This is a genomic window from Streptomyces sp. BF23-19 (genome assembly GCF_041106355.1).
Lineage (GTDB): Bacteria > Actinomycetota > Actinomycetes > Streptomycetales > Streptomycetaceae > Streptomyces > Streptomyces virginiae_A.
Genome location: NZ_JBGBPT010000064.1, coordinates 1 through 26,869 on the forward strand (window position 1 = coordinate 1; position 26,869 = coordinate 26,869).

Consider the following 26,869-nt stretch of genomic DNA (forward strand, 5'->3'; position numbering starts at 1 on the left):
CCTGCGGCCCTCCAGAGATTCGGCTGTGGCCGAATGTTGGGGCAGAGTCCTGCGCGGAGGCGACGCAGACAGCGGAGCCGCCTGCTCCCTCGCCAAGGTGAACGAAGCCGCAACGGAGTGGAAGACGGCCGCGGAGGAACTCGCCAAGCTGCACGGCACCGTACGCGACGGCCTCGTCAAGAAGTCCGAGGCGGCCAGGTGGGAGGGGGTCAACGCGACCGTCACCAGGGAATTCGTCCGCAGCGCGGCGAAGGAGGTGGACGATCTCCAGCGTGAGGCCAAGAGCATCCACGCGGTCCTCACCGACGCCCATGAGGAGCTGACCCGGATCCAGAAGCAGGCGAAGGCCCTGGCCGACGAGGCGCGGCAGGGTGACCCGACCCACCGCCCGGAGCCGGATCCGGGGTTGCTCGTGTCCGACGGCGGCGGTGGCAAGGTCCGAGTGGAATCGTCCATCTGCGATGCGAAGGGCCCCAACCAGCGCACCCAGGACATGATCCGCTGGTACGCGGACACGCTCGCCGGCCTGGTCACCCACGCGGCCGAGGTGGATGCCGCGGTCACCCGCGCCTTGCGCGCCTCCCACGGAGCCGACCCGTACGACGCCGGCCACGCCGAATACACCTCGCTCGACCAGGACCAGCTGCCGCGGGCCATGACGCTGGCCGCACTGGGCGGGGACGCCGAGCCGGCCCAGCAGGCGGAGCTGCGCAGGCTCTGGCAGTCGCTCAGCCCTGACGCCCGCATGCAGCTGTGGACCGCCCACAAGAACGACCTGCCGGCCGCCGGACTCCTCAACCCCTCGGTCCAGCAGGTGGCATCCGACCGCGGGTCCGGCCAGCACGGGGCGGCGGACATCGAATGGAACGACTGGGTCACCAGGACGAAGATGCAGGCACTCGTGGTCCTGGCCGACGGCGGTGACCTGAACGACGCCTCACGCCACATGAAGCACTACCTGGACAACACCGGTACCCCGATGGAGCTTCCGGTCGACAAGATGCTCACCGACAACAAGGGCTTTCAGGCCCACGTCGACCAGCTGTTCCTCCAGGAGAACGAGAAGGAGTGGCGGGAGCAGGCGTTGACGGAGTACGAGAGGAACGGCGGCCGCCCGGTCGTGATACCGGTCGAGACACGCAACGAGGGCTACTACTTCGGCGACGCAACAGACCGTAACTGGTACTACGCGGTCGGCGGCGCCCAGTCGAACGTGACGGGGGTGATGACCGTCACGCCGGGTGCGGACGGCAAACCGGTGGTCGGCCTCGACTACCAGGTCAACGTCTGGGACCGGTACAACTGGGATGAGGGCAAGGGCGTGACCATCGGGAAGTTCGAGATCCCCGACGGCGAGTCGAGCCAGCAGCACAAGGTCGGCCTGGCCCAGGAGTTCAACATGGCGGGAAGCATTTCGGTGAAGCACTACGAGCTGGGCAGTGGGGCGGCAGCACCTGCCCCCGACGACCCCGGGCGCGCCGGCGAACGCAGCGATCCGGGCCTCCATGCCCGGGACGGCGGAGGGGACATCGACCGATGAACCGTCCTGCGACTGCGGCCGGTACCGGGCGGCGCAGGCCCTGGCAACGGCGCCTCGCCATCGGGGCCGGGATCTTCGTGAGCCTGTGCATTCTCGGGGTCCTCGCGCTGCTCCTGACACTCACGTACGAGTGGGGACAGCCGGCCGATGCCGAGGGGCGGGCATGTTGCTGGGAGGAGAACGCCACGCCCGAGTGGACGGCGGGCATGCTCGGTCTGCGGGTTCCGGAGACGGCCACCGATCTGCGGGCCGGGCTACACAGCAACGTGCAGTATGACGTCGCGCTGCTCACCTTCACCGTTTCGACCGCGGAGGCGGATCGGTTCCTGCAGCCGCTCCTGCGAGAGGGCGCCCAGATGGCCCGCAACCGGCACCCGGAGGAGCCGGGCTACACCCGGAGCGACGGCTTCAGCCACCTTGGTCTGCCCGAACCCGAGACCTTCACCGAGGGCATGCGCATCACCAGTGTCTGCCCTCACGAGGCGAAGACACCCGAAAGCGATGCCCTCGGACTGTGCGCGGACATCCACGCACACGAGTTCCAGCCCGGCACCACCCGCGTCTACATCTGGGCCGGCAGCGACGCCCCCCTCGAGAAGCCGCCGACCTGAGCGCGGCCCCCGACGCCAATGGCGGTGGCGGCTCAGAGCTCGATCCGCTCGCTCATCACGTCTTCAGCTGGCTCCCCGTACCGCAACACGACATGCGCCGGCCGAAACGGAAGCGCACGCAGGCCCGGCTCCATCACCCGGTACAGGGCGTCCGCGTCCGGCCCGTAGGCGAAGATCACCACCTCGCCCCCGCCGAACTCGTTGCCATCGACCTCGCCGACACCAGCGGCGACGACAGCCGCCGCCAAGGACCGCTCGGCGTCGAACACCCGTGACCACTGGTCGGATTCACCGAAGTCGTCACCACCCAGCCGGAAGCGAGCCATCACCGCGTGCTCCGAAGGCACCTCCGGCAGGTCGAAAAGTGTGTCGTCCATGGCAGCACCTTCCCACCGAGCTCTGACAGCCACCGTCCGTCCCGGACATGCGACCTTCGATCGACACCGGCTTCGTCGGCGCACCCGACAACCACGGGAACGCGCCACCCTCGAACAGCGGCGACTCATGCCGGCTGCTTCACGGCTTCGCGGCGCGGGTGCGGTACGCCGCTGCTGTCCGTCGTCCTACCCCGCCTCGCGCTCCAGTGAGGCAATCGCATTGCGTCGCCGGCGCACCCCCACGCCCATTGCCGTCGCCCCGACGAGCAGAGCGACAACAGGCGCACCCCAGACCAGGGTGCTGAACGCATAACCGAGCGACTCCACGAGGCCCTTCCTCCGGCGCGTGCCTACCGGGGCGGCTCAGGACCATTCCTGCCGCAGTCGGCGTTCGCTCGTGGCCACGCATACCATGCGACGGTTGCCGCGGTTCAGCAGGCGCCACGGCATCTGCCCACATGTAGGCCGTGACCGGTTACGTCACCACGTGGCGGTGGTAGCGGCATGGTGCTCCGCAATCACCGCGCGATCCAACGGGGCTGCCTCCGGAATGTGCAGGGACGAACCGTCCAAGGGGCTGTACGCAGCATGGCCTGCAATGCTCGGTGCGATACGCACGGTCAGGTCATGGCTGATGGCCAGTAGGCCGCTGTCGAACAGGCGGTGGATGTCCGAGCGCAGGAGCAACCCCTCCCCGATGAGATGCCGTTCCGTGGTCGCGAACGGCCGAAGGTGAGCGGCTTCGAGCACCTCCGCCGGCGCTGCGCCGGTTACCGCACAGACCAGCCCGTACTGGCGGACCAGGGCCCTACGGAATGCATCCTGGCCGCGTCGAGCTGCTGCCGTCGTCCGCCTGCGCCCCCCTGGCAACTCGAAGGGACGATGCCCTTGTACAGCGGCCGCTCGGCTCTGATGAGGGAGACGGATTCCTCGTGAGGCCACCGCGGCAAGCGTCTTCGCCCTGTCCATGGCCTTGATCGACTGCTGATCGGACTTGCTGAGGCTGAGATCGGCCAGCTGGGCCTTGCCCAAGCTCCCCTCGAGGGGCTGCCAAGTCCCCCCGTAGTGCGCCCTGTAGTTGGTCACCTGAATCGTCTCGACCCTCGGGTGGTCGAAGGCGGTGGCGCACGGACTGCAGCGGTAGCGGGGTTGCTGGGACGTCCGTTCCTTGAACCCGGTGCTCCCACACTGCGGGCATCGACTGCGAGGCTTCTCCTGGTCCGGTATCACCTCCAGCTCTTCCACGTACCCGATGCCCAGAGCCTCGCGGCCGGTACGGATGACGACAAGATCACCCACTGCCACCCGGCGATGGTTCCCCACGGTCGAGTCGTAGCTGTAGGACTCCTCCATGACGTCCTCGTAGCCGGCGTTTCCCTGGAACTGCCGTTCCTCGCCGACGACCAAGAATGACCAAGCATTGCCACGTGCGATCGCTGTTGCGACCTCCACCGCATCCATGGCGCGATCATACGAACAGGCACTGACACCGAGCGCGGCAACCGCAGATCCCCACACCCCCTGTGGCCCCCCGCAGCCGAACGGATCGGTGCCGGCGCCTGTACCAAGTCGTGCCTTGCGAAGTACGTATGGTCCGGACCCACCAAACTGGAACACGCTCGGTCGGCGCAGGTTCGTGTCAGACCGCCGTCCTTCGCGACTGTTGGTGTCAGTGATTGATGTCAGCCGGCCAACCCTCAGTCTCCGTCCGACGCGCAGGCGGCGCGCCTGTTCGTGTCGCCTCAACTGCGTGGCCGATCGCTGCTCAGATTCCTTACGCATGCGGGCGAGCCGGAGACTCTCCTCGTCTACTGATGTCGCATCGTGCGCGTACTGGGCCACCGCTTCACGTAGCCGACGCCTGGCCGCTCGGCGCTCCCTGCGCTGACTGAGCCACTGAGTACGGCGAGAGGGCACGAGCACCGTGAAGAGGCCTCCCCGCAGCGCCCTGATCCCGTGCCACAAGAGCTTGGATGGGCGCGCCCAAGATCCCCACTATGAATCAAGCACAGGCGGATGCCAGACCATCACGCCTGAACACGTCCATGCGATCGGCTGGTCGGCTTCGGCCGGTGTCCTGCCTGGGCTGGGGTCGAGCATGATCAGGGGTGAGCACGCCGGCGGCACCTCGGGCGGATCTTTGGACGACACGCTCATCGGCCACAACGAGACCGGTACCGAGCGGCGCGATCACACCGGCCGCAACCACATCGCCTCCGGGCTGTGGCGGGTCCTCTTTGCCCGTCCAATAGCACGGGTAGCTCCTCAGGTGGTCTGGGATCGCTCCCTGGCGAGTGCCACAGCGAGGCCGTCACGTGCGCTGTTGAGCGCAGCGAGCATCTGTACCCGGGTCTGCTCGAAGTGAGGATCGACCTCGACGCCGAGGTCATGTCGCAGCACGACGCGCAGGAGATACACGCCGTCGGACAGGGGGCCGCTGAACCATGCCTTGGCTCGCTGGTATGCCTCGTCGGGCCTGGGACTGCTCGGCAGCTGTTTGACGGCCGAGTATCCGACCCCGAGCGATCTGTTGAGAGCTGAGGCTATCTGCAAGACATCATTCGACAGTGCCATCTGAGCTTGGGAGTACTGTTCCGCCCACGCTTCCTTGGCAGCGTCGAGGAGCAAAGGGTCGGTATTCTCACCGCGTGCCGCGGCTTCGACAGCATCCCTGGCGGCAACCCGATAGGCGCGCGCTGCAGTGTTCAGATGGGCATACAGGTCGCGCTTGGCCAGCAGCGCCTGCTCAACGCGCCCTTCCTCTCGTTCACGGTCGGCACGCCGGTTCTGTTCCGCAGCTTGGGTTCGGCCGGCGCGCTGGCTGAGCATTGCCCCGCCCAGAGTGCCGCCCAGCACTCCTCCGGCGCTGATGAGTGCGACGGCCAGCGTGTTCACATCCACGGATCCCCCAGATCGTCCGATACATCCTCCAAGACCAGGACGCGAGGATGAAGGCCGGCGTTGCTCGCCCATGAGGAGCGTCGTCACCTGCGGGAATACCCCAGGAACCTGTCCACGAATAGGCCGCAGGGTCTGGCATACGGGTGCACAGGGCGGCAGTTGGCTGCGCATACGCGAAGACCCCGGCTTCAGCGCTACCGCTGATGGCGGGGTCTTTGGGCACTTCCTGCGAAGTGCCCCCGGCAGGATTCGAACCTGCGCACACGGCTCCGGAGGCCGGATCGCACCCACGTGTTTGCCCAGGTCAGATGCGTAGCTGATGAGTTGTCAGGCCTGTCGTCCCACACATGTCCCACGACTCGGAAATGTACTGAATATCGCAGAATGTGGATGGTGTGGGCCCCCGTGGCTGAGGCGCCGACACGCGGATTCCTTCCCCGCCGCCCCGGCGAGGCTGCCGACGGGGCCGCCAGAAGCGAGCTAGTATCTAAGTAAGATTCAATCTACGTAATATCGAATCTATGTTTTATGGATGCTGGGGGTGGAGCGCTGATGGAGTTCAAGGGCAGGTCTGCTGATCTGGATCAGCTGGCTCGACAGCTGGGGCTGGTGGTCGGCGGTACGGGCGCCACGCGTGGTCAGGCTGTGATCGTGACGGGGCGGCGCCGGGTGGGCAAGTCTCGTCTGGTCCAGGAGTTCTGCGACCGTTCCGGCCTTCCGTACGTGGTCTTCCAGGCGACCCGGGGACGCAACGCGGTGGCCGAGCGGGCGGACTTCGCCGCGACGCTGGCGCATTCCCCTCTTCCCGGCGCTGAGCTGGTGGCCGGGCTGCAGGCCGCCGACTGGAACCAGGCACTGCGTTCCCTGGCGGTCGCGGTTCCGGACGACGCCCCGAGCATCGCGGTGGTCGACGAGGTGCCGTGGCTGGTCGAACAGGACGGGGAGTTCGAGGGGGCGCTGCAGACGGTCTGGGACCGGCACTTGTCCGCCAAGCCCGTCCTGTTGATCCTGGTCGGCAGTGACATGTCGGTCATGGAGGCGCTGCAGTCCTATGGCCGACCCTTTTTCGGCCGGGCGGCCAAGATGACCGTACAGCCGCTGCACCTGGCCGATGTGCAGGCGATGACCGGCCTTGACGCGGCGGAAGCGGTGGACGCGCTGCTGATCACCGGAGGATTCCCGGAGATCGTTCAGTCCTGGCGGCCGGGGATGGGCCGCCGAGACTTTCTGCGCGAGGCCGTGTCCAACCCGCTTGCGCCGCTGTTGGTGGCGGGCGAACTGTCGCTGCTGGGGGAGTTTCCCGAGGCGTCCCACTCGCGCGCGATCCTGGAAGCGGTCGGCAGTGGCGAGCGGACCTTCTCCACCATTGCCGCACAGGCCGGCGGTGCGGGCGCGCTGCCCTCGGGTACGTTGTCTCCGCTGTTGAACACGCTGCTGGCCAAGCGAGTCCTGGCCGCTGACCTGCCGCTCTCGGTCAAGGCGGACAGCAAGAACAAGCGCTATCGCATCGCCGATCCGTACCTGCGGTTCTGGCTGGCTTTCCTGCAACGCGGGATCCCGCTCATCGAGCGTGGTCGTGGTGATCTGGCGCTGGAGCGCATCGAGCGGTCGTGGACGACATGGCGGGGCCGGGCCGTCGAGCCGATCGTCCGCGAGTCGCTGCTGCGGCTGCTGCCCGACGAGATGTGGCCGCAGACGGAGGCGGTCGGCGGCTGGTGGAACCGGCAGAACAACCCGGAGATCGACCTGATCGGAGCCGACCGCGAACCCGTGGCAGGGCAGGTTCACTTCATCGGCTCGGTGAAGTGGCTGGAGTCGCAGCCGTTCGGCTGGCGCGAGTACGACGCCCTGGTGCGGGACATGCTCGCCGTGCCCGGCGCCGAGCCGGACACGGCGCTGGTGGCGGTGTCCCGTTGCGGCATCGAGGACGGTCTGCCTCTGGCGGCACACTGGGGTCCGGAGGACCTTGTCCGTGCCTGGCGGTAGCCGGGGGAAACCGTCAAGCACGGTCATGGTGATGTACCTGCCTCGGGCGCCCAGTGGCGGGAGACATCGACCGCATGCTCAGAACCTTCCGGACGTCGAAACCCGTCTGCACGGCGGCGAGGTGACGGGTCCGGTTCACCCCCGCGGGGTGAGCGGACGGCGCTAGCCTGGCCGGGTGAATGCGCGTACCGCCCTTGTGAAATGGCTGGGAACCCTGGATCCTCAGCGGCTGACCGCGTTGCTGGAGGAGCGGGATCTGCCGCTCGCCGCCGGGTACCGACGGATCACCACCCTTCGCGAGCTCGCCGAACACCTGCTGACCGACGAGTCGGTGGGCCAGGGCCTGATGGCGGGCACCGCCGGAGAACTGGAATTGCTCGCTTCCATCGCCGCCCTTGCCCTGGAGCGGCACGGCCCCGTAGCCGGTGGCGAGGCCGAGGACGGGCCCCGCTATCCCTGGCAACAGCGGAAGCCCGTTCCCCCGGTGGAACCCGCGGACCGATGGGTGCCCGAGCGGGACGTACTGTCCTGGTTCGAGCCGGGGGAGAAGCGGCAGCGGGCGGAGCACGTTCTCGCCCGGCTCCGGGAGCGCGCGCTGTTGCTCCCCGCGCCCAAGGGTCGACTGGCACTCCCACCACTGCTGCACATCCGCGCCGCCGGGTTCGACGGTTACGGGCGCAGGGCCGACCGGCTGCTGACCAGCGCCTACAACGCCCCCGAGGTCAAGCGGATCGCCGCAAACCTCTTCGGCGAGGGCGCGGCCCGCACCCGCGACCAGGCCCAGGAGCTGATCACCGCTCTGCTCGCCGATCCCGCCCGGGTGCGGGCACTGGTGTCGGACGCCCCGGTCCGGGCGCTGGAGCTGCTGGACCACCTGGTACCCGGCCCGCCGCTGCTGCGTACCCACTGCTTCGTCGGCCGATACGGGGAGCAGTACGCGGGCCCGGACGCCAAGTACGTCTTCCGGGAGGGCGGCAGCGGCGACGAGGGCACCGACTGGCTGGCCGGGCGCGGACTACTGATTCCCTCCGGCCTCGACCTGGTGGAACTTCCTTACGAGGTCGCCCGTGCGCTCCGCGATGCGGGCGCGGCCCCCAGCCCCCGGCTGGAACCGGAGCCGATCACCGCCACCGCGCCGCTGCCGTCCGGCTGGGAGGGCGAGGGTGGCACGGCCGCCGCGGCGGCCGCCTGGCGGGCCGAACTCGTCCTGCGTGCACTGGCGGCCCAGCCCGTCGCGATCCGCAAGGCGGGCGGGATCGCCGTACGGGACACCCGGCGGCTGGCCAAGGCGGCCGGAGCCGATGAGGCCGACACCCGGCTGTGGCTGGACCTCGCGGTGAACGCCGGACTGGCCGCGCCCCGGGACGACGAACCGGCCCCCACTTCCCGCGGCCGCCGGAACCCCAAGGCCCCCAAGCCCTCGGCCCAGCTGTTGCCGAGCGACCGCTACGACGCCTGGGCCGCCGCTCCGCCCGCGGCCAAACTGCTGCCGCTCCTGGCAGCCTGGGCCGTGGTCCCCGCAGTTCTCAGCCACTGGCCGGACCCCGACGAGACCCCGGTCGCGCTCATCAGCCCGCAGGACGAGGACGCCGTGACCCTCCGCACGGGGGTCCTACGAGCGCTCGCCCTCCTCCCCGACGGACACGGGCTGACCGCGAACGCGCGCGGATACACCGAACTGCTCGCCCTGGCCGCATGGTTCCAGCCCGCCCTGCGCGCTCACCTGGCCGCAGACGCCACGGGGGAACTGACCGGCCTGGACGGAGTCCTCGACCGCATGGCGGCCACCCTGACGGAGGCGGCCCTGCTCGGCGTGGTGGCCCACGGCGCGCTCACCCCCGCCGGGCGGGCCCTGTGCCGACTGCTGGAGGCGGGAGCCGCCCACCACTACCCGGCAGTGCCCGGCGCGGGCGCCGACGCGTCCGCCCGCGGCTCGGAGGGCCTGGGCGAAGACCTCGCCCTCCGCCCCACCCTGGCGAAGGCGGTGACCAGCCTCCGTGAGGAGCTGTACGCAGCGCTGCCCGAGCCCAGCGTCACGGCCCGGTTCCAGAGCGACCTGACCGCCACGGTCACCGGCGCGCCCGCGCCCGCCCTCGCCGACCTGCTCTCCGCCGTCGGCGACATCGAGTCCGAGGGGCACGCGGTGGTCTGGCGCATCACGGCAACCTCCATCCGCCGGGCCCTGGACGCCGGCTGGAGCGCGGACGAACTCCTCGACCGCCTCACGGCGGCAAGCGAGCGCGACGCCCCCCTCCCCCAACCACTGGCCTACACGATCAAGGACACCGCCCGCACCCACGGACAACTCAAGGTCGTCCGCTCCGCCTGCTGCATCCGCTCCGACGACACCGCCCTGATCGCCGAGGTGGCCCAGTCCCGCGGCCTGACCAAACTCCGCCTCCGCCGGATCGCCCCCACGGTCCTGATCTCCTCGGCCCCGCCGGAGGAGACGCTGTCAGCCCTCCGCACGGCCGGCTACGCCCCCACCCAGGAAGCCGAGACCGGCACCACCGTCCTGGACCGCGCCCCAGCGGACCGCGCCCCGAGCCTCCTGCCCACCCTGGACCAGGCCCACCCCGTACACGGCGAACCGGCCCGCGGCGTCCCCGCGAGCGCCCGCGCGCTGGCCTCCGCACTCACCTCGGCCGGCTAGGACGCGTGGGTCAGACCTCGATGACGGTGGCCCGACCGCCGCACAGCGCCGTCAGGGCTATCGGCGTGGAGGTGAGCACGGTGACAGGGCCGGGCGAGCTGAGTGGCGGTGGCGGTGTGCATGCCATCGATGGCGTACATGTGCTTTCGCACGTCGCGCTCCCGTTCGCCGTCCCGGATCTCAACTATGGGAACGGGCGGCTGGGCCGCGTCGCTAGGCTGCCGGGATGACCACCGCCACGCCACTTCTCCTTGATCTGGACTCGTTCCTTGCCCGGGCCGAAGAGCGAGGCGCCCCGCTGGACGCGCGGGCGGCCGAGGCCGTCCTCGGTCTGCTCGCGCTGGGCGAAGCACGCCGCCGGACCGGCTTGCCCGAGCCCACCGAGGAGCTGGCCGAGGAACTGCTGCACATCCTGCTCCCGCTGTACGTCAGCGCCACCGAGGAAGAGCTGCCGGGCTTCGTGGCCGCGCTGGTGGCGCTGATCGACCACACACACGAGGCCGGCCGCCTCAACGCCAAGCGGCAGGCGAACCTCGTGACCCGGGTGCACGAGCTGGCCGAGGGCTTCACCCAGGCGATGACGAGCCCCCGCCGCCTCACCTGGCCGCGGCTGTACGGAAACCTGCTGCGCGCCGCGGGCGTGGACGCCACCGATCCCCGGGCTGTGCGCGACTGGCTGGAGGCGTTCGCCGCGACGCGCCCGCACCCCGAGCGGCACGCCGCGCTCGGCTTCGCCTCCTCCGCCTCCTCCTCTCCGAACGGACCGCTCGCCGAAGCGGCATACGTGGAGGCGCTGTGCGCGGAACGCTCCAGGCAGGCCCGTCCGCTGCTCGCCGCACGGCTGGAGGCCGTGGCGCTGGCCCAGCAGGTGCGGCCCCGCCCCGGAGAGGGCCTGCTGGTCGCCGATGCCCCCGTAGGCAAGCCGGACGACGAGAGGGGCGACTGGTACGACGAGCAGGCGGGCGTGCTCGCCGATCGCTGGACCGCAGCCGGGCTCGACACCCTGCTACGCGGCCCCTTCGCGCACCTGGCACCGAGCGGTGGCAGCGCTGCCACCCCTCTCCTCGCCCTCGCCGAGGCCATGGCCGGTCAGCACCTGGAGATGTTTGGCGACGCCTTCGCGCCGCTGCCACCGGCCCCGTTGCCGGCCTCCCCGGAGGAACAGGCCGCGCTGCTGCGTTCTGCCCCGTTGCCCCAGCTCCTGGCGCGAGCCGCCGCCGACCCGGAGGACGCGGACGAACGGACGCGCGAACTGGCTCTGGCGAGCGGGTTCCTGGTGCGGGAGCAGGGCGGCGCGCCGAGCGCGGGGCCATCGGCCGAGGCCTGGCGTGAGGGTGGCCCCGCCGAGCTGACCGGACTGGCCCTGAACCTGCTCGGTGCCCTACTGGCGCAGTTGGCCGAGGAGGAGACGGCAGAGGAGTACGACGGTGAGCACCTGATCACCCTCTACCTCCTGTGCGAGCAAGCGGGGATGGCGCAGTCCGTGGCCCGCGTGGCTGCCCTGAACGACATGTGGTTCGTGCCGCCGGGCCATGAGAGCGACCCCGACGCGTCCGTCCCGGCCACCGGAGAGTACGAACTGCCCGACCCCCAGGCCCTGTCCGCGCTCCTGGGACTCCCGGCACTCACCGCGTCCGACCGTACGGATCTGATCCCGTCCGCTGCCCGCCTCGTGCGCCTGATGGACCGCCTGGCCGCTCTGGGCATGACCGAACGGGCCGGAGACGCACTCAGCCTCACCCCACTCGGCTCCGCCCTGCTCCGCGACGCCCTCCTCCTGGGCCTCGGAGGCGAAGCCGCCGATGTCTTCCCCACGCGGGAGCAGATACTCGCCTGGGACGCGGAACGGCTCGTCGCGGCAGCCCAGTGGTGGCCGAAGCGGGCCGCCCGGCCGACCGTCGGCGACTGGCCGGCCGCGCAGCGCACCGACGGATGGACCCCTCTGTTCGCGGCGATCTCCGCCGCCCGCCCTGCGGAGGAGCCCGCCAGGCGGCGAGCGCTGCTCGCCGCCCTGGACGCGACCGCCGTGCCCGCCGAGACCCTGCACGCCCTGCTGGCCGACCCGGTCCTGGGCGGCTGGGCCGAGCACACCCTGCACGCACGCGGCCAGGCGCCCGACCCCTCAGCCGTTCCGCTGTCGGCCCGCGCGGTGTACCTGGTCGATGTGCTCGAAGCCGTACGGAGCGCCGCATCCCTCGACCACCGCATGGCGGCGGCTCCGAACGAGGAGGAGCCCGAGCTGTTCGCCGAAGTCCACGCCGCTTTCGACAAGGCCGCCGCAGCCTGGCCCGGCGGCGGCCCGGCCCTGGTCACCGCCCTCACGGCGGCGGACCCGTACACATCGGCCTTCCTGGCGCGGCAGCTCTCACACCACCCCGACCGCGCCACCGCCGAACAGGCCCGCCGAGCCTTCCAGACCAGCGGTACGACCCGCTCCCCGGGCAGGAAGAAGCCCGCCAAGCGCGCCGGCGGGAAGCGCAAGCGGCGCTGACCGACGTGAACGCCGGGCCGGGGCCGCGCGGAGCCAGCCCCGCGCCCGCGACGTGACCGCCCGGCTCCTGTCCCCGGGCCGCCCGGTCAGCGCACCTGCGTGACGAACGCCTGCCAGGCGCCGGCCCCGAACCCGATCACAGGCCCGGCGGGCCGCTTGCTGTCGCGGACGGGGACAATGCCGGGGACGTTGGCGGCGACCTCGACGCACTCGTTGTTGCCACCGCTGAACGTGCTGCTGCGCCACATCGCGCCCGTCAGATCCGGCGTCCCATGGCGTTCGCTGTTCATGTTCTGTGCTCCTTGGCCCTGCGCTGAATGACAGTGCGGGACTCGACGAGGACACCGAAGTTGGGTGACCCCTTCGCGAAATCCCGGAGCCTGTCGTCCACGTGTTGTCCCCCGAATGCTGCTGGTCTGCGGGTAGCCATGGTGCGAACACAAAAAGACCCCCCGAACAGTAGCGACACTGTTTGGAGGGCCTCTGTGGCACTTCCTGCGAAGTGCCCCCGGCAGGATTCGAACCTGCGCACACGGCTCCGGAGGCCCCGTGCGCCCCACGCATTTCATCCGGTCAGGGGCTCAGAACCAGCTTGCTCAGGCGCTGCTGTCCACAAATAGGCCGCGGCTCGCAGGCCAGCTACTCAAGCAAAATCTCTTCAGGGCGCCGGTTGGTGACCGCAGTTTCCCGGCCGGTCAGTATGTGCTCGATGCAGGCTTCGAGGTCTCCGCCGTGGTCGTCCCGAGCCATGCTCCGGAGCTCTCGGGCCAGCTCCAAGCCGTTGATCAGGACGATCGGGTACTGGTCTTCGACCATCTCGGTCTGTGCGGGCACGGAGTAGGCCCCGGTCGTGACGTAGACGCCGATCCAGCCGCGTCGCAGCCGGGCCACGACGCGGGCGATCTGCTCGGCGGTGACCAGGTTGTCGAGCCTGACGCACTTGGCCTGGCCGAGGACGACGAGACTGGTACCGGCGAGCCCACTGCCGATGTCGAGCCGGCCTACGAAGTCCGCTCCGCCGTCGCCGGACCTGCGCGTCAGCCACCCCTCGACGTAGCTGTTCCCGGCCCCACGCAACACACGGGCCGCGACCGCGGACGCGACGGCCTCGAAGTCGTGCTTACGGCCGTCGAAGTACTTGTAGATCAGCTCCAGATCCTTGGCTTCGGTGGTTCCCGGCTTGGGGCGCTGCTCGGGCACCTTGGTCACCTTGGCCCGGGCAACCCGTCGCCGGATCCTGGGGAGGGCGGAGTTCCCGTGCTTGACCCACTCACGCCATGCCCGCGGCGCGAGTTCGAGAGTCTCCGTGTCGGGCACGGTTTTGTCCCGGCGGGAGTCGATCCACTCCCATGAGACCTTGTCGTCCTCGTCCGTGAGGTCGACGAGAGCGACGTCGTAGACGTAGTTCGTGAACGTCGTGTGGTCGTTGCCGCCCCACTGCACCAGTCGCTCGGCCCGCTCGATGATCCCCAGCCCGCAGAACTCGACGTGCCCCTTGACCTTGCCGCTGCGCGAGACCGCCCGGAACAGCAGCAACGGAATGGCGGCGGCCCGCTCCTCGGGCGTGTGCCCCTGGTGCCCCGTGAAGGCATCAAGCAGGGCCGCATTGCCGTTGGTCTTCCCAGGCGCGACGGTGGTGGTGGCCTTGTGGTCGCCGAAGTACCGAACGTGCCCGTTGTCCATGTCGAACACGTCATGCCAGGGCGTCTGCTCGGTGCCGGCCTTCCAGGGACTCGACCGGATGAGAATCACCGGCCGCCGCTCCCCGCCGGGCGTCCGAACCTTCGCCATGCCGTTGATCCCGGCCTCCAGCAGGGCACGGGCGAGGTCCGGCGAGTGAGTTACATGGTGGAAGTTGGGGTATCCCTGCAACTCCTCAGGCACCGGATCCTTGCCGGTTGCATAGCGATACACCTGACCAACACGCAACTGACCACCCACGTATACCCCCACAGCAGCACTGGCCTGACGATCTTCAGCGACAGTAGCGGCCAGCACTGACAGGCAGGTCGTACTTTCATGGCTATGAGCTTGGGAATCGCCGATCTTGCAGGCGCTATCTTGCCTCTGACCAGCGAAGATGGGGTGCCCGGGTGGGCCGTGCGACTCACTCGGGTAGCCGCCGTTGACCGTCTTTACCTGGCACATGTCTGGCACGGCTGCTGCGGGTAGTCGTCAGTTTCGCTGCGGCGTACCAACAGGGCCTGATCCGGCGCCGAGATGGCCGACCCGAGACTCCTGGGCGACATCCTCCATGGATGGAAAGTTGTCAGTCTCGGCGGCTCGCACGACCCTCCGAACCGTCTCGACTTGCTCAAAATATTTGTCGATTCGCACGGTCTCCGAACCGCCGAAAACGCCAGGACGGTCGAGCATCCTTCGGTAAAGATCATAGAATTCCGATTCGCCATTTCGGAATGCTTTGTAGTGCGCCTCGACCCTGAAGGCGCGCGAAACTGCCAGCAGGATGGCCGAGTGTGCTGCGACAACCGTGAGGAGCCACTTAGACCACGGGTCGGAGTCGATGGCTTGGGCCAAGAGCGGTACGCCGACCGTCGACAGGCTGATCCAGGTCAGTGAATAGATGTGAAAGGTGCGATACCTTTCAGCATAGGTTTTCCAGAATGTCAGAGTTCCTTGCATTCTTTCGAAATTTTGAGCAAGGCGATTCTTGCCTTCTTCGGAGAAGTGGGGTGAATCTGTGAAGGAGGGGCCGCCGGGCTTCAGGTCGAGCCATTTGGTAAGCGCCCGTAACACGGGGATGAACGAAATTAGTGCGAGTGAAGAATAAACTACGAGTGCGATTGCCCAACCGCTCAAGACCGCTCCAGCACGTCTCGCTCTGTCATGTTGATGGTGTGCCCACGGTAGTGGAGGTGACAGGTCGACGTGGCGGCTTTGGCCAGTGTGTGCCCAGGATGGGATCGCGCATGGTCAGGGGGACGCCGAGCTAACGGAAGACGCCTAAACGGCGCGCTCATCAGCCACGACGAGACCGGTACCGACGCGGAGCGACCACACCGGCCGGCACCACATCGCGGCAGCAGCTAGCTCCCCGCCCGCCCATTCCCGGTGGTGCGTTCGCCTCACGCTCCCGTCATCCGTGACGGCGGGGGTACGGCGCCCGGCCCAACTCAGGTTCGGCAGTCGGCTGGCCGTGCGCAAGAGGCCACCCCTCCCTCGCCGCCGGCCGTCTTTTGGCACCCCGTCCAGGCCGCAGTCGGCAGCGCTCCCGGCCACGCATGCCATGTGACGGTTGCCGTGCCTGAACGCCCGCCTGAGCCGCAGTTCGGGCCCCGACTCGCGCCGGGGCCCGGGGGCCAGATCAACTGGCGTAGTCGTGGTGGTCGCGGGGGTCGTAGCCGTGGTTGCAGGTGGGGCAGAGGGTGAGGTCTTCGGGGTCGTCGGAGTAGCGGTTGGGGATGATGCCGCTGTCGCACTGGGGGTCGGTGCAGGCCATGGTGTGCTCCTTCGAGGTCGGTGCCGTTGTCCTGATGGGCACCGCCCCTGCACGGTCTGGGAGGGCGCACAAGGTGGAGCGCGCCACTGTACGAACGACCTTGTGCGCCCTCCCAGACCGTGCTGCCCTCGGGATCAGGACAGCGGTGCCGACCGGCAGCCACCACACAGACTCCCCAACCCGCGGCCTGGACCTGGCCACGGTCCGCCACCCCCACCCCAACCCCCCAATCCCGTCCGCCGTCGACCCAGACTCATGTGGCGCCAGGCACCCAGGTGGAGCACCCAACTGGACGAACGACCTGGATGCCCTGTGCCGTGTCTGCTCGGCTTGTCCTGGGTCGACGGCAGATGGGATGGGAGTTCCCCGCCTCAACCCTCCACGGGCCGGCACCCGCCAACGGCGCCCCCGCCATCCCGGAGTCGGAGGCCCCCGCCGGAGGCATGTCGGTGAGTGATGGCACCGCCAGCCGTATGGGACTGCCTCATGCCCTTTGGCCTATCCCGCCTTGCAGGGGCGGCCGGCGGCGAAGCGCGCGCGGAGCGGGCCGAAGGCAGGAGCGTCGCGCGGAGCGGCGCCGGGAAAGGCCGCCCGGCGGAGCGGAGCGCAGCCGGGTGCTTGATGAGGTAGAGAAACCTGTAACAGCTCGCTCTGTCACCGGCGGTCTTGCCGACCCGGCCACCAGCTGTTGGCATATATGTGGCGACGGCACGCAGGGGGGCGGCTGATGAGCGATCTGACGGTGCATTCGTGGAAGAGGCATGGCAAGGATCGGCTCTACGTGAATCTGCCAGACGGCACAGCCGTCGCCTGGGCGGATCGGGCGACCAAGGCCGTGACGATCAAGGATCGGAAGTACCAGGACGAGGCACTAGGACTTCTCCGTCGTCACCTTGGGCAGGGGCTCACCATCGGCTCCCCGCCCTCACCTGCTCGTGAATCCCGCCCTGCGGCCCCCACTCGGCAGCCTGGGCAGTCTTCCCCTCCAACCCGGCAACACCGAACCGAACGGCCGGCGGCTCTCCCACCTCTCAGTCCTAGTGAGGACCTGGCCAGGAATCGGCCTGGCTCCCGAGTCGTCGGGATGATCGCCGAGCGAGGCCCGTCGACGGTGCAGCGGCTCAAGGCGAAGTTACTGCGGCAGTCCTCGGAGTGGGACAGCTGGTATGCGGGCCTGGAAGGCGAGCGGCGGGTGGGGCGTGAACTGGAACGCCTGTCCCCTCAGGGCTGGCGGGTGCTTCACGGCATTGAGAAGGGCAACGGCGGGGACATCGACCACCTACTGATCGGCCCTGGCGGCGTATTCAGCATCAACACCAAGAACCACCGCGGCGCCTCGGTCTGGGTCGGCGACTCGATGGCCAAAATCAACGGCGGCAAGCCGCGGCCGTACGCGGCGGCAAGCCAGGCTGAGGCGGACTTCGTGCGTGGCGTGCTGGGGAGGTACTGCGCCTTCAAGGTGCCTGTCGAGCCTGCCCTGGTCTTCGTCGGCATTGCGTCCCTGGATCGGGCGGCGACGCAGTACTCCGTTCGCATCTATCACGAGCGAGAGGTGGCGTCTTTGGGTCCGCTCACAGGCAAGCTCACCCCAGATCAGGTGGAGCAGGTGTTCGCGGTCGCTCGTCACCGGCGCGTCTGGCTCCGGGCCTGACCCGGCGCATCCCGCAAGAGCCGACTCGTGAAGCCTCGCTGGCACAGTCGCTCATACGCCTCGGTCACGTCGTCCGGGATGTGCTGGCTGATCATGAATCCCTGCTCTGGGTAGACCGACAACCGCTGCACTGCGCCAACCAGCATGTCGATGACCAAGCGGGCATCACCGATGGAGTCGACGTACTCGTCCAGCGTCATCGGGCTGGAGGCGCTGACGATCTCGACTCCGGGCCACAGCTTCCGCGCCGTGGCGTACGCGCGTCGCTCCTCGTACGGCTTACTGATCAGCAGCACCGAGGAGACGTCGACACCAGTCTCTTCGAGTAGTTCTCGGCTGAAGCGGATGTTCTCGCCCGTGTTCCGAGCGCGCGGCTCCACGAGCACGGCCGAGCTGGGCACCCCGAGCTCCAAAGCGCGCTCGCGGTAGTGGACCGCTTCTCCGCGGGGCATTCGCTCGCGCGTCGTTGGACTGGTGGCTCCGGTGAAGAGGAGCAGTGGGGTCATGCCACGTCGGTACAGATCGACTGCCGCCTCAGCTACCCCCAGGTCGTGGCTGCCGAGGCCGATCGCTACCGAGCACGGCCGCGGAGCGTGGCCCATCTGGTGGTAGTCCCAGATGAGTCGGGTGTCTTCCCAGTCCTGGGTCGAAATCACTCCTGGCCTTCCCTGTCGTTCGCTGAGTCAGGTACTTGGAAGTCGTATTCCCAGGCGAAGCGCGAAGCAGCGTGCACCCCGAGGGCGAATTCGACCACGGTGCCGTCGGCCGTGTACGTCGTCCGGTGCAGCTCGACCACCGGTTCGCCCTGCGGAAGCTGCAAGAGCCTCACTTCCTCAGCTGTGGGCGTGCGGGCGAAGATCCGCTCCTTCATGTGGTCGATCTCGTAGCCGGCGTCGTACAGGACGCGAAATCCACCACCGCGGCCTGCCGGACCGGGTGTCGGATCTACCAGGCGGGTTCCTTCGACATGCTCGGGTCGGTAGTAGCTGGTCAGCGTGTGGGTCGGCTGGTCGCCTTCCTTCACCAACCGTGCGCGTGCGTAGACCTGTGCGCCGGCTGGTAGGCCGTGTGCGGCAGCCGCCTCGGGTGGCGCTTCAACGAGGCTGACCGACTGGGTCTGCTCGTTGCGCCGATACGTCCGCCCTGAGGCCACGCGGTCCGCGATGAACGCCACCTCGTCACCGTCGCGCCACTTGGCCTTGTCGTAGCGGGCGATACCGAGTCGCTTCAGTGGAACCTGCTGTCGGACAACGGTTCCGTGGCCTCGCGACGACGTGACCAAGCCTTCCGCTTCCAGCGCTTTGTAAGCCGCGTGGACGGTCGCCTTCGAACCTTCGCCAGCGTCTACCAGCTCCCTGATGTGCGGCAATTGCTGACCTGGGGCGTAGTCGCCCCTTCTGATCTGATCAGCCAGCTTGTCTGCCAGCTCTCTCCACTTTGGCGCCATCACGTATCCCTTTCGTCGACTCCAAGTCAAACACAGTCCTAGGACTGCGCTGCACTATCTACTCAAGCGCTCGCAGTCCTAGGACAGCGAGAGTTGGCAGTCCTCTTCGGGCTGCCCCGACAACGCTGGAGGTACTGATGCCGTCGTTCAAGGTGGACACGTCGACCGCCGTGGTGTTCGTGGCCACGGCTCCGACCCCGAAGCTCGTGAGCAAGCAGACCGGTGAGCGGGCGATGGACCGGGAGACCGGCGCAGGCCTGTCCACGGTGAGCCTGCTGATCTCGGACGAGGGGGAGGGCAACCTCTACCAGGTGACCGTCCCGGAGACCGGCCTTCCCGAGGGCCTGATGCCGGGTATGCCGGTGTCGGTGATCGGCCTCAAGGCCCGGGACTGGGAGAACACGTTCAACGGCCAGACCCGGCACGGCATCTCCTTCCGTGCCGTCGCCATCACGGTCGGGGCCTGACGATGGCCGACCTGACGACCTTATGGGAGGTCGGCCTCCCCCTGGCCGGGGTGGGCGGTGGTCTCGGATACGCGAAGCTTCGTGCGCCCCGCGTGTTCTGGTCGCTGGCCGGTCTGCCGGTGGCGCGTGTGCGGTTCGCGGTGACGTACCGGGCCACGATGGACGTGTGCGGGCTGACGGTGCAGCCGTCCCGTCTCCGGGCCTTCCTGGTCCGCAACGTCGCCCGCCGCAGTGATGTACAGCCCGTTCCGCCGAAGATCCGCCGGGTGCGGGGTTCCTCGACCGGTATGCGGGTCACCCTGCGTCTTCCGGCCGGGCTGGAGCCCGCCGACGTGATGGCGGCCTCCGAGCGGCTGCGCCACGCCTGGGGCGTCCACTCCGTCCACGTGGTAGAGACGAAGCCGGGGTTCGTGGAGCTGCGGATGACCGGCTACGACGTACTGCGCCGGGTGAAGATGCCGCGTCGGCGCCCGTCCGGTCAGATGGTGGTCCCGGTCGCGCTCCGGGAGGACGGCACCTCGTTCGTCCGGGACTACCTCAAGGTGCCGCACGCACTGACGCTCGGCGCCAACCAGTCGGGCAAGTCCATGTACCTGCGCAACCTGATCGCCGGCCTCGCCCCGTTGCGGGTCGCCCTGATCGGGATCGACTGCAAGCGGGGGGTCGAGCAGCGCCGGTACGCACCGCGCCTGTCGGCGCTCGCCGTCACACCGGAGGAGGCATCCGGCCTCCTGGACGCTCTCGTCGGCGAGATGGAAAGCCGCTTCGACCTGCTGAGCGACTACGGGGCCGCCGATCTGTGGGCCCTGCCGGAAGAGGTCCGGCCTGTGCCGGTAGTACTGCTCGTGGACGAGGTCGCGGAACTGTTCCTCGTGGCCAGTAAGAAGGACGAGGACCGCCGGGACCGCATGGTCATGCAATTGATCCGACTCGGGCAGATGTCCCGCGCGGCCGGCATCTACCTGGAGATCTGCGGCCAACGCTTCGGCTCCGAACTCGGCAAGGGCGCCACCACGCTCCGCGCCCAACTCACCGGCCGCGTGGTCCACCGCGTCAACGACAAGCAGACCGCCGACATGGGCCTGGGAGACATCGCCCCGGACGCGGTCGTGGCCGTGACGACGATCCCGCCCGACAAGCCCGGCGTCGCGGTGGCCGGTGATACCTCCGGCGGCTGGTCCCGGATCCGCACCCCCGAGTTGAGTGCCGAGGAAGCTTCCGAGATCTGCGCCCAGTTCGCGCACCGCACCCCGGCCCTTCCCGCCCTCGCCCCGTACCGGCCGGTGATCCCCACCGTGACCCCGGCCGCCGGGTCCGTTCCGCTCGTGAAGCCGACTCCGGCCACGGACTAGCAGTCCCCTCCCTCGGTCGGCGCGACCGTCTCGCGCCAGGTCCCTACCCGACCCATGCCCGAAACCGAAAGGAATCGCCATGACCACCGAGAAGAAGGCACCGGCCCGACGGCCTCGATCCCCCAAGCCCGCACCGGCCGCCGAAGCCTGCGGCACCTGCGACGGATCCGGGGAGACCACCACGACCGTCCGGGTCGGGCGCAAGCGCCGGGAGATCGGCGCCATCCAGTCCGGACTGTGCCCGTCCTGCCTCGGCACCGGCACGGCCTGACCCGTTCCCCAACCCGCCGGTGCCTGAGAACCGCACCCGGCACCGGCCTCCCCGAAAGGAGGCGACTCGTGTCCCGCACTCTCCGCCTCGACGCCGTGCTCGTCCAGGCCGTCATCGCCGGTGCCCTGTCCTTCGCCCACCTGCACGACCTGGCAGCGGCAGCCGGACAGGACGGCTGGAAAGCGTGGGCCTACCCAGTCAGCGTCGACCTGCTGCTGGTCGCGGCATGGCGCCGGATGCGCACCGACGAGGAGAACCGCGACGCATGGCTGTGGTTCGCCATCGCCCTGATCGCGTCGCTCGGCGCCAACATCGCCACCGCCGGACTGCTCGACCTGAACAACGTCCCGCCCTGGCTGCGCATCCTCGTCGCGGGCTGGCCCGCCCTCGCCTTCCTCGGCGGCACGCTCCTCGCCCACTCACCCGCCCCACTCCAAGAGCCCGAGCACACGGACCAAATCCAGGTCGAGCCCTCCCCGGACGTGACCGTGGAACGCGCTCCGGAACCGGCGCCCGAGCTGCCGCCGGCCGAACCCGATCCGCAGTCCCCGCCCCCGGAGCCTGCCCCGATCCCGCCCGCTGTGCCGGTCCCACCAGCCCTGCTCGACCACGCCCAGAAGATCGCGGACGCCCACCACGCACAGACCGGTGCCCCGATCGACACGGCGACTCTGCGGAGCCGCCTCGGCATCCCGCCCGCGCTCGCGGACGCCATCGCCATCCAACTCACCTGACAGGAAGGGAGACCAACCCGTGCGCCCGAACCGCTTCTACCAGGTCATCCGCTTCGGCCCCGTGACGGTCGGCAGCTACAGCGACGGCCGGGGCCGCACCCTGCACACCGCCGTGTGCAGCGCCCCCGGCTGCGACTTCTCCGCCGACTACCGCAGTCGCGCCGCGGCCGAACTCGCCGCCCGCACCCACCGCTGCAACCCGCGCTGATCACGAAGGAGAACCGCGTCATGGACGTACCGCTCTGGCTCGCCCTGATCGCCGTCGGCACCCTCGGCTACAAGCTCATCCGCCCGCCGCTGTGGCTCGTGGCCGTGCTCCTCATCGGCGGCTACCTCCTCGCCAGCAGCGCTCTCGCCCCGCTCATCGACCCGCTCACCAAGTAGGGAGACCCCGCCATGCTCCGACCGCGCATCCCGGTCAACCCGCTCCCGACCGGCATCATCACCCCGCCCGCACAGCCCGTCGCCCTCTCCGGCATCGAGCCCACCCGCGGAACCTCGCCGATGGCACCCGAGCACCACCCGACGCCGACCGCCCCGGCACGCACCACGGTCCAGCTCACCCCCGGCAGCGTGGTCGCCCTCGCCGCCGGCGGTGGCGCCGTCGTCCTCGTCGTCGGCGCCGTCCTTGTCTCGATGCTCCTCGCGGTCGCCATCACCGGCGTCTCCGTCGCCGTGATCGCGGTGGTCCTGCGCCTGCTGGTCAAGGACCTCCAGAAGGGGCGGTGACGCAGATGGACACGCACGTCATCGCTGCGGGCTTACCAGCCCTGGGCTGGGCCCTTCACGGCGGAATGCTCCTGCGCTGCCTGTCCAGCGCCCGCCGAGACCCTCTGACCGGCCTTCACACCCGGGCAGGTTGGACCGCCCGCGCCGAACGTCTCATCGCCAAGAACCCGAACGCGCTCGTGATCCTGGTCGACCTGGACCATGTTGACCGGACTACGGCAGGACACGCCGGTGCGTTGGGAGACACGCATCGGCCTCTCATCCTCAACTGGTAAGCGCTGGTGGGCTCCCGTCGGTGATTGCGTCGAGGATTTGGGGCCAGGCAGCCTTGCCAAGGAGTGCGTCAGCTTCAGGCGTGCCTCCGTACTGGAAGTGCGGGGACGCGGATGCGGGGCTCTCGCCAGGAAGACGGGGTCGGTGTCCGGCATCGTCGCGCGCGATCAGGCGCACAGTGGCACCGGCCGAGCGCCGGCGTTGCGCGAGTTGTTCGGCGAAGGGCAGCGACGGCCACATCGCGTCGTCGCCGCCCGCTATCAGCAGCAGGTCGGCTCTGGCGGCCTCCACAGGAATCTCTGCCGGCGGAAGGAGGTGAGCGAAGGTCCGTTCGCTGAGTTCGTACCACCCACGGATGGCGACGGGCCCGCTGTCCGGCTCCGGGGAAGTCCACGAGTCGTCCATCGGAACGAAAGGTAGTGGACGCCCCTGCCACGTCCAGGACGAGCGATACGGGTGATGCGCTCCGTCACGGCTTGGACCGACGTTGCACCAGACCCGTGAGGTGGGCGACAACGCGACGACTATGTCCACGCGCGGGTCGTGCACCGCGGTGAGCAAGGCTGCTTCAGCTCCCTTGGAAACGCCAAGAATTCCGATGCGTCGCGATCCCTCACGTTGAAGGACGTCGACGGCGGTGGTGAAGGTCTCCAACGGGACTTCGCAAATGCCCGGGCTCTGCCCGGGGCCACCGAACCAGCGGATCGCCAGTGCCGTGACTCCTTGCTGAGCCAGGATGCGCGCTCGCTCGCGTTCAATGCGCCCACTGGACCCTGCCAGGACCAGCACCCCGACGTCACTGCCATGAGCAGGAGCGACGAGAAGTCCTTCCCACGGATCGGCCAGCTCGTGCTCAGTGATGTCCACGCGCGCTTCCTGCCTCCACAGCTCTCATAACCCCCTGTCCAGCACGCGGGGCGCGGCCACCTACCAAAGCCACCGCGCCCCGCCTCCACTCGCATGGAGGTCTCCATCATGACGCCCCACACGCCACCTGAGTTAGTCCGGGAAAACGACTTCAAGGCCATCAACGACACCCACGGCCATGCTGCTGGAGACGCGGTGCTCGCAGCGACCGCCCGCCGCCTGGCCACCTGGTGCGGACGCCACGGCATTTCCGCCCGCCTCGGCGGAGACGAGTTCGCCGCCATCGTCACCGACCTCAGCCGCACCACGGGCCTCCGCGACCTCCGGGCCGCCTTGGACCAGCCCGTCACGTACACCGGCTGCACCCTGCCGGTCTCGGCCTCGGTCGGCCACTGCCACCGCGACCACCTGCCGGTACCGGCCCTCACCGATGCGCTGTCCGCCGCGGACTCCTCGATGTACGCGGCCAAGGGCCACGGCAGGCGCAACACACGCTGAGCGGCCCCCGGAGCGGCCTCGGTCGCCAAACTTCCGCCGCCCCGGGCGCCTGAACCCCTCCCAGATCCAACGGACCCGAAAGGGACAACTCATCATGCCCCAGCACGCCTCGACCCCGCCCGTCTGCCGCGACTGCGACGGCTTCGCCACCGCCACGATCACCACCGGCGCCCGCACCGCCGACGGCATCCGGACGACCATCCGCGTCAACTGCCCCACCTGCCGGGGCCTCGGCCGCACCATCCCCTCGGCCCTCGTCCGGCTCGGCCGGTGAACGCCATGGCGAAGCTGACCCCGACGAACAACACGCCTGGGCTCCACATCAGCAAGCCCTCGGCGTCCGAACCCGCCACCGCATCCGCGGTCTGCCACTGCGGCGCCTCCGCCTCCGCCAAGGGAGACGCACAGGTCGGTGCCCTGGTCGCCGGTTGGAACGCCAACCACGGCTCCGCACACGCCCGAGGCGGCGCCGAATGACCAGCCGGCCCCGAATCCTCGACCTCTTCTCCTGCGCCGGCGGAGCCGCCATGGGCTATCACCGGGCCGGCTTCGCGGTCGACGGCTGCGACATCGCCGACCGCCCCCGCTACCCCTTCGCCTACCACCGGGGTGATGCTCTCGAATACCTCGCCCACCTGATCACCACGGGCGCGATCGAGCAGTACGTCCTGGCTCATGCCTCCCCGCCGTGCCAGGCAGGTTGCGGCCTGACCGTCGGTACCAACCAGTCCCAAGGCTGGGGCGGGACGCACACCGACCTCGTTGCCCCGACCCGCGAACTCCTCGACGCGTCCGGCCTGCCGTACGTGATCGAGCAGCCGAACGGTCAGGCTGTGATCCGCAAAGACCTCACCCTGTGCGGCGAGATGTTCGACCTCGGCGTCCTGCGACACCGCAACTTCGAACTCGGCCGCTGGAACACCGCCAAGCCGACCCACCCGCGACACCGCGGATACGTCCGCGGCCACCGCCACGGCATCCGCCGAGAAGGCCCCTACGTAGCCGCCTACGGAAAGGGCGGCGGCAAAGCCACCGTCCCCGAGATGCAGACCGCCATGGGGATCACCTGGACCGACGACCGCACAGAGCTGACCGAGGCCATCCCACCCGCCTACACCCAGTGGATCGGCACCGCCTTCCTGACCGCACGGCAGGAGGTACTGGCGTGACCGACACCGCCACCGCGGCAGGCCTGGACCCGGCCACCCTGAGCGACCTGCTCCGGGTGGCCGGGGCCCCCGGCTTCGACCGCCTCCACGAACAGATCCGCCGCACCGGAGGATGCGCCGCCCCGATCCGCCTCGCCGGCGGCACCAAGCTCCTCGACCCGGCCACCCGCACCGTGATCCACGCCTACAACACCGACACCGAACCCGGCGGCGTCCTGCGCGTCGCATGCGGCAACCGCCGCGCCTCCCGCTGCCCCGCCTGCGCCTGGACCTACGCCGGAGACACCTACCACCTGATCCGCGCCGGCCTCGTCGGCGATCCCGCCAAGGGAACCCCCGAGACGATCCGCGATCACCCCCGCGTCTTCGCCACCCTGACCGCCCCGTCCTTCGGCCCCGTCCACAACCGGCCCGGCACCCGCCCCTGCCGCTGCGGCATCCGGCACCCCGAGGATGCTGAGGAACTGGGCACCCCGCTCGACCCGTCCACGTACGACTACGCGGGCGCCGTGCTGTGGAACAACCACGCCTCCGAGCTGTGGCGCTACTTCACGATCTACCTCCGCCGAGAGATCGCCGCCCGCGCCGGCCTCACCCAGAAAGCCGCCCGAGAACAGTCCCGCGTCTCCTTCGGCAAGGTCGCCGAGTACCAGAAGCGCGGGGCCGTCCACTTCCACGCTGTGATCCGCTTCGACGGACCGGACGGGCCCGACAGCCCACCGCCTGCGTGGGCCACCCTCGACCTACTCACCGACGCCATCCAAGCCGCAGCCGCCCGCGTCGGCGTCGTCGTGCCCGCGAGCCCGGAGCACGGCTTCGACCACGACTGGGTGCTCCAGTGGGGGGAGCAGATCGACGTGCAGCCCATCGGAGCTTTCGGCAACGGGGAAGACCTGACAGAACAGGCGGTCGCCTCCTACGTCGCCAAGTACGCCACCAAGGCCGCCGAGACGACCGGCACCGTGGACCACCCGGTGGGCAACAAGGAGGCGCTCCTCCTACTTGGCGTGCCCGACCACCCCCGGCGGCTCATGGAAGCGTGCATGGACCTCGATCGGGCCTACCCCGACCGGCGGTTGCGGGCCTGGGCACACATGCTCGGCTTCCGCGGCCACTCCACCAAGTCCCGCCGCTACTCGACCACCCTCGGCGCCTTACGCCAGGTCCGCGCCGACTACCGCGCCGCCCAGCAACGCGCCTCTCTCGGCCTGCCTGACCCGGACGACCACCCTGAGGCCACCCTCCTCGTCGTCGCGCATTGGTCCTACGCCGGCCACGGCTCCACCCCCGGCGAATCCTGGCTCGCCGCCAACATCCGCCGCGACATCCAGCTCAACCGCGAAACCGCCCGCGAAGCCCTGCTTGATTTGGAAGGAGACGTAACGTGAAGGA

Annotated in this window: 28 protein-coding genes, 1 tRNA gene and 1 pseudogene; 18 read left to right on the forward strand and 12 right to left on the reverse strand. The window is 69.3% G+C overall.

The annotated features are described in order from the left end of the window. The first annotated feature begins 97 nt into the window (after positions 1–97). Together AB8A24_RS29900 and AB8A24_RS29905 are read left to right on the forward strand one after the other, a co-directional pair. Positions 98–1,540, forward strand: a complete 1,443-nt coding sequence (locus tag AB8A24_RS29900) for a hypothetical protein (RefSeq protein WP_369478069.1) — start codon at positions 98–100, stop codon at positions 1,538–1,540. Beyond that, complete coding sequence (locus AB8A24_RS29905; RefSeq protein ID WP_328961672.1) at positions 1,537–2,151, forward strand: hypothetical protein; 615 nt, start codon at positions 1,537–1,539, stop codon at positions 2,149–2,151. Before AB8A24_RS29900 ends, AB8A24_RS29905 begins: the two co-directional genes overlap by 4 nt. Before the next feature lie 32 nt (positions 2,152–2,183). On the opposite strand, the gene AB8A24_RS29910 is transcribed toward AB8A24_RS29905, so the two are convergent. The 3 genes from AB8A24_RS29910 to AB8A24_RS29920 all read right to left on the reverse strand — a co-directional run bounded on the left by AB8A24_RS29910 (position 2,184) and on the right by AB8A24_RS29920 (position 5,423). Further along, positions 2,184–2,528 carry a hypothetical protein gene (locus AB8A24_RS29910; RefSeq protein WP_369478070.1) on the reverse strand — a complete coding sequence of 115 codons (345 nt, stop codon included), beginning with the start codon at positions 2,526–2,528 and terminating at the stop codon, positions 2,184–2,186. A 480-nt stretch (positions 2,529–3,008) separates the two neighbouring features. Continuing rightward, positions 3,009–3,989 carry an HNH endonuclease signature motif containing protein gene (locus AB8A24_RS29915; protein ID WP_328961670.1) on the reverse strand — a complete coding sequence of 327 codons (981 nt, stop codon included), beginning with the start codon at positions 3,987–3,989 and terminating at the stop codon, positions 3,009–3,011. An 804-nt stretch (positions 3,990–4,793) separates the two neighbouring features. Next, positions 4,794–5,423 (reverse strand): hypothetical protein, encoded by a 630-nt coding sequence (locus AB8A24_RS29920; RefSeq protein WP_328961669.1) that lies wholly within the window; start codon positions 5,421–5,423, stop codon positions 4,794–4,796. A 558-nt stretch (positions 5,424–5,981) separates the two neighbouring features. Between AB8A24_RS29920 and AB8A24_RS29925 the strand changes: the two genes are divergently transcribed. Beyond that, entirely contained in the window at positions 5,982–7,415 is a 1,434-nt protein-coding gene (locus AB8A24_RS29925) for an ATP-binding protein (protein ID WP_369478071.1), read from the forward strand. A gap of 175 nt (positions 7,416–7,590) precedes the next feature. Next, positions 7,591–10,068 carry a helicase-associated domain-containing protein gene (locus tag AB8A24_RS29930; RefSeq protein WP_369478072.1) on the forward strand — a complete coding sequence of 826 codons (2,478 nt, stop codon included), beginning with the start codon at positions 7,591–7,593 and terminating at the stop codon, positions 10,066–10,068. A 10-nt stretch (positions 10,069–10,078) separates the two neighbouring features. Here the strand turns inward: AB8A24_RS29930 and AB8A24_RS29935 are convergent. Beyond that, positions 10,079–10,211, reverse strand: a pseudogene (locus AB8A24_RS29935) (DNA-binding protein); the annotation flags it as partial. A gap of 83 nt (positions 10,212–10,294) precedes the next feature. Between AB8A24_RS29935 and AB8A24_RS29940 the strand changes: the two are divergent. Beyond that, positions 10,295–12,559: a hypothetical protein gene (locus AB8A24_RS29940; RefSeq protein WP_369478073.1), complete on the forward strand. Its 2,265-nt coding sequence runs from the start codon at positions 10,295–10,297 to the stop codon at positions 12,557–12,559. A gap of 86 nt (positions 12,560–12,645) precedes the next feature. On the opposite strand, the gene AB8A24_RS29945 is transcribed toward AB8A24_RS29940, so the two are convergent. The 5 genes from AB8A24_RS29945 to AB8A24_RS29965 form a co-directional block, all read right to left on the reverse strand. Then, positions 12,646–12,849 carry a DUF397 domain-containing protein gene (locus AB8A24_RS29945; protein ID WP_328961665.1) on the reverse strand — a complete coding sequence of 68 codons (204 nt, stop codon included), beginning with the start codon at positions 12,847–12,849 and terminating at the stop codon, positions 12,646–12,648. 213 nt (positions 12,850–13,062) lie between these two features. After that, positions 13,063–13,140: transfer RNA gene (locus AB8A24_RS29950), tRNA-Arg, on the reverse strand. A gap of 58 nt (positions 13,141–13,198) precedes the next feature. After that, entirely contained in the window at positions 13,199–14,443 is a 1,245-nt protein-coding gene (locus tag AB8A24_RS29955) for a restriction endonuclease (protein ID WP_328961664.1), read from the reverse strand. A gap of 291 nt (positions 14,444–14,734) precedes the next feature. Further along, positions 14,735–15,379, reverse strand: a complete 645-nt coding sequence (locus tag AB8A24_RS29960) for a hypothetical protein (RefSeq protein ID WP_328961663.1) — start codon at positions 15,377–15,379, stop codon at positions 14,735–14,737. 505 nt (positions 15,380–15,884) lie between these two features. Further along, entirely contained in the window at positions 15,885–16,019 is a 135-nt protein-coding gene (locus AB8A24_RS29965) for a hypothetical protein (protein ID WP_328961662.1), read from the reverse strand. 1,084 nt (positions 16,020–17,103) lie between these two features. Here AB8A24_RS29965 and AB8A24_RS29970 point away from each other — a divergent pair. Further along, positions 17,104–17,670 carry a nuclease-related domain-containing protein gene (locus AB8A24_RS29970; protein ID WP_328961661.1) on the forward strand — a complete coding sequence of 189 codons (567 nt, stop codon included), beginning with the start codon at positions 17,104–17,106 and terminating at the stop codon, positions 17,668–17,670. On the opposite strand, the gene AB8A24_RS29975 is transcribed toward AB8A24_RS29970, so the two are convergent. Both AB8A24_RS29975 and AB8A24_RS29980 read right to left on the reverse strand, forming a co-directional pair. After that, positions 17,643–18,326, reverse strand: a complete 684-nt coding sequence (locus AB8A24_RS29975; RefSeq protein WP_328961660.1) for a YdcF family protein — start codon at positions 18,324–18,326, stop codon at positions 17,643–17,645. The genes AB8A24_RS29970 and AB8A24_RS29975 overlap by 28 nt on opposite strands. Continuing rightward, positions 18,323–19,117, reverse strand: coding sequence for a GntR family transcriptional regulator (locus AB8A24_RS29980; protein WP_328961659.1), 795 nt, complete (start codon positions 19,115–19,117; stop codon positions 18,323–18,325). The genes AB8A24_RS29975 and AB8A24_RS29980 overlap by 4 nt, the downstream gene beginning before the upstream one ends. A gap of 137 nt (positions 19,118–19,254) precedes the next feature. Here AB8A24_RS29980 and AB8A24_RS29985 point away from each other — a divergent pair, with 137 nt between their 5' ends. The 7 genes from AB8A24_RS29985 to AB8A24_RS30015 all read left to right on the forward strand — a co-directional run bounded on the left by AB8A24_RS29985 (position 19,255) and on the right by AB8A24_RS30015 (position 22,670). Next, complete coding sequence (locus tag AB8A24_RS29985; protein WP_328961658.1) at positions 19,255–19,584, forward strand: hypothetical protein; 330 nt, start codon at positions 19,255–19,257, stop codon at positions 19,582–19,584. Between the two features lie 2 nt (positions 19,585–19,586). Then, complete coding sequence (locus AB8A24_RS29990; protein WP_369478074.1) at positions 19,587–20,936, forward strand: FtsK/SpoIIIE domain-containing protein; 1,350 nt, start codon at positions 19,587–19,589, stop codon at positions 20,934–20,936. A gap of 79 nt (positions 20,937–21,015) precedes the next feature. Next, complete coding sequence (locus tag AB8A24_RS29995; protein ID WP_328961656.1) at positions 21,016–21,207, forward strand: hypothetical protein; 192 nt, start codon at positions 21,016–21,018, stop codon at positions 21,205–21,207. 68 nt (positions 21,208–21,275) lie between these two features. Next, positions 21,276–21,941, forward strand: coding sequence for a DUF2637 domain-containing protein (locus AB8A24_RS30000; protein ID WP_328961655.1), 666 nt, complete (start codon positions 21,276–21,278; stop codon positions 21,939–21,941). A gap of 19 nt (positions 21,942–21,960) precedes the next feature. Continuing rightward, complete coding sequence (locus tag AB8A24_RS30005) at positions 21,961–22,149, forward strand: mobile element transfer protein (RefSeq protein WP_328961654.1); 189 nt, start codon at positions 21,961–21,963, stop codon at positions 22,147–22,149. Positions 22,150–22,169: 20 nt separating this feature from the next. Then, positions 22,170–22,325: a hypothetical protein gene (locus AB8A24_RS30010; RefSeq protein ID WP_328961653.1), complete on the forward strand. Its 156-nt coding sequence runs from the start codon at positions 22,170–22,172 to the stop codon at positions 22,323–22,325. Positions 22,326–22,337: 12 nt separating this feature from the next. Next, positions 22,338–22,670, forward strand: coding sequence for a SpdD-like protein (locus AB8A24_RS30015; protein WP_328961652.1), 333 nt, complete (start codon positions 22,338–22,340; stop codon positions 22,668–22,670). A 264-nt stretch (positions 22,671–22,934) separates the two neighbouring features. Here AB8A24_RS30015 and AB8A24_RS30020 read toward each other — a convergent pair whose 3' ends face one another. Then, the gene (locus AB8A24_RS30020) at positions 22,935–23,810 is read right to left on the reverse strand and encodes an acyl-CoA thioester hydrolase/BAAT C-terminal domain-containing protein (RefSeq protein WP_328961651.1); all 876 of its coding nucleotides are present in this window, start codon (positions 23,808–23,810) and stop codon (positions 22,935–22,937) included. A gap of 108 nt (positions 23,811–23,918) precedes the next feature. On the opposite strand from AB8A24_RS30020, the gene AB8A24_RS30025 reads away from it, so the two are divergent. The 5 genes from AB8A24_RS30025 to repSA all read left to right on the forward strand — a co-directional run bounded on the left by AB8A24_RS30025 (position 23,919) and on the right by repSA (position 26,865). Then, entirely contained in the window at positions 23,919–24,308 is a 390-nt protein-coding gene (locus AB8A24_RS30025) for a GGDEF domain-containing protein (protein WP_328961650.1), read from the forward strand. Between the two features lie 94 nt (positions 24,309–24,402). After that, positions 24,403–24,582 (forward strand): hypothetical protein, encoded by a 180-nt coding sequence (locus AB8A24_RS30030; protein WP_328961649.1) that lies wholly within the window; start codon positions 24,403–24,405, stop codon positions 24,580–24,582. A gap of 5 nt (positions 24,583–24,587) precedes the next feature. Then, positions 24,588–24,785: a hypothetical protein gene (locus AB8A24_RS30035; protein WP_328961648.1), complete on the forward strand. Its 198-nt coding sequence runs from the start codon at positions 24,588–24,590 to the stop codon at positions 24,783–24,785. Next, positions 24,782–25,477: a DNA methylase gene (locus AB8A24_RS30040; protein WP_328961647.1), complete on the forward strand. Its 696-nt coding sequence runs from the start codon at positions 24,782–24,784 to the stop codon at positions 25,475–25,477. The genes AB8A24_RS30035 and AB8A24_RS30040 overlap by 4 nt, the downstream gene beginning before the upstream one ends. Beyond that, a complete protein-coding gene (gene repSA / locus AB8A24_RS30045; RefSeq protein WP_369478075.1) occupies positions 25,474–26,865 on the forward strand; it encodes a replication initiator protein RepSA in 1,392 nt (463 codons plus the stop codon). Before AB8A24_RS30040 ends, repSA begins: the two co-directional genes overlap by 4 nt. The last annotated feature ends 4 nt before the right edge of the window (positions 26,866–26,869 follow it).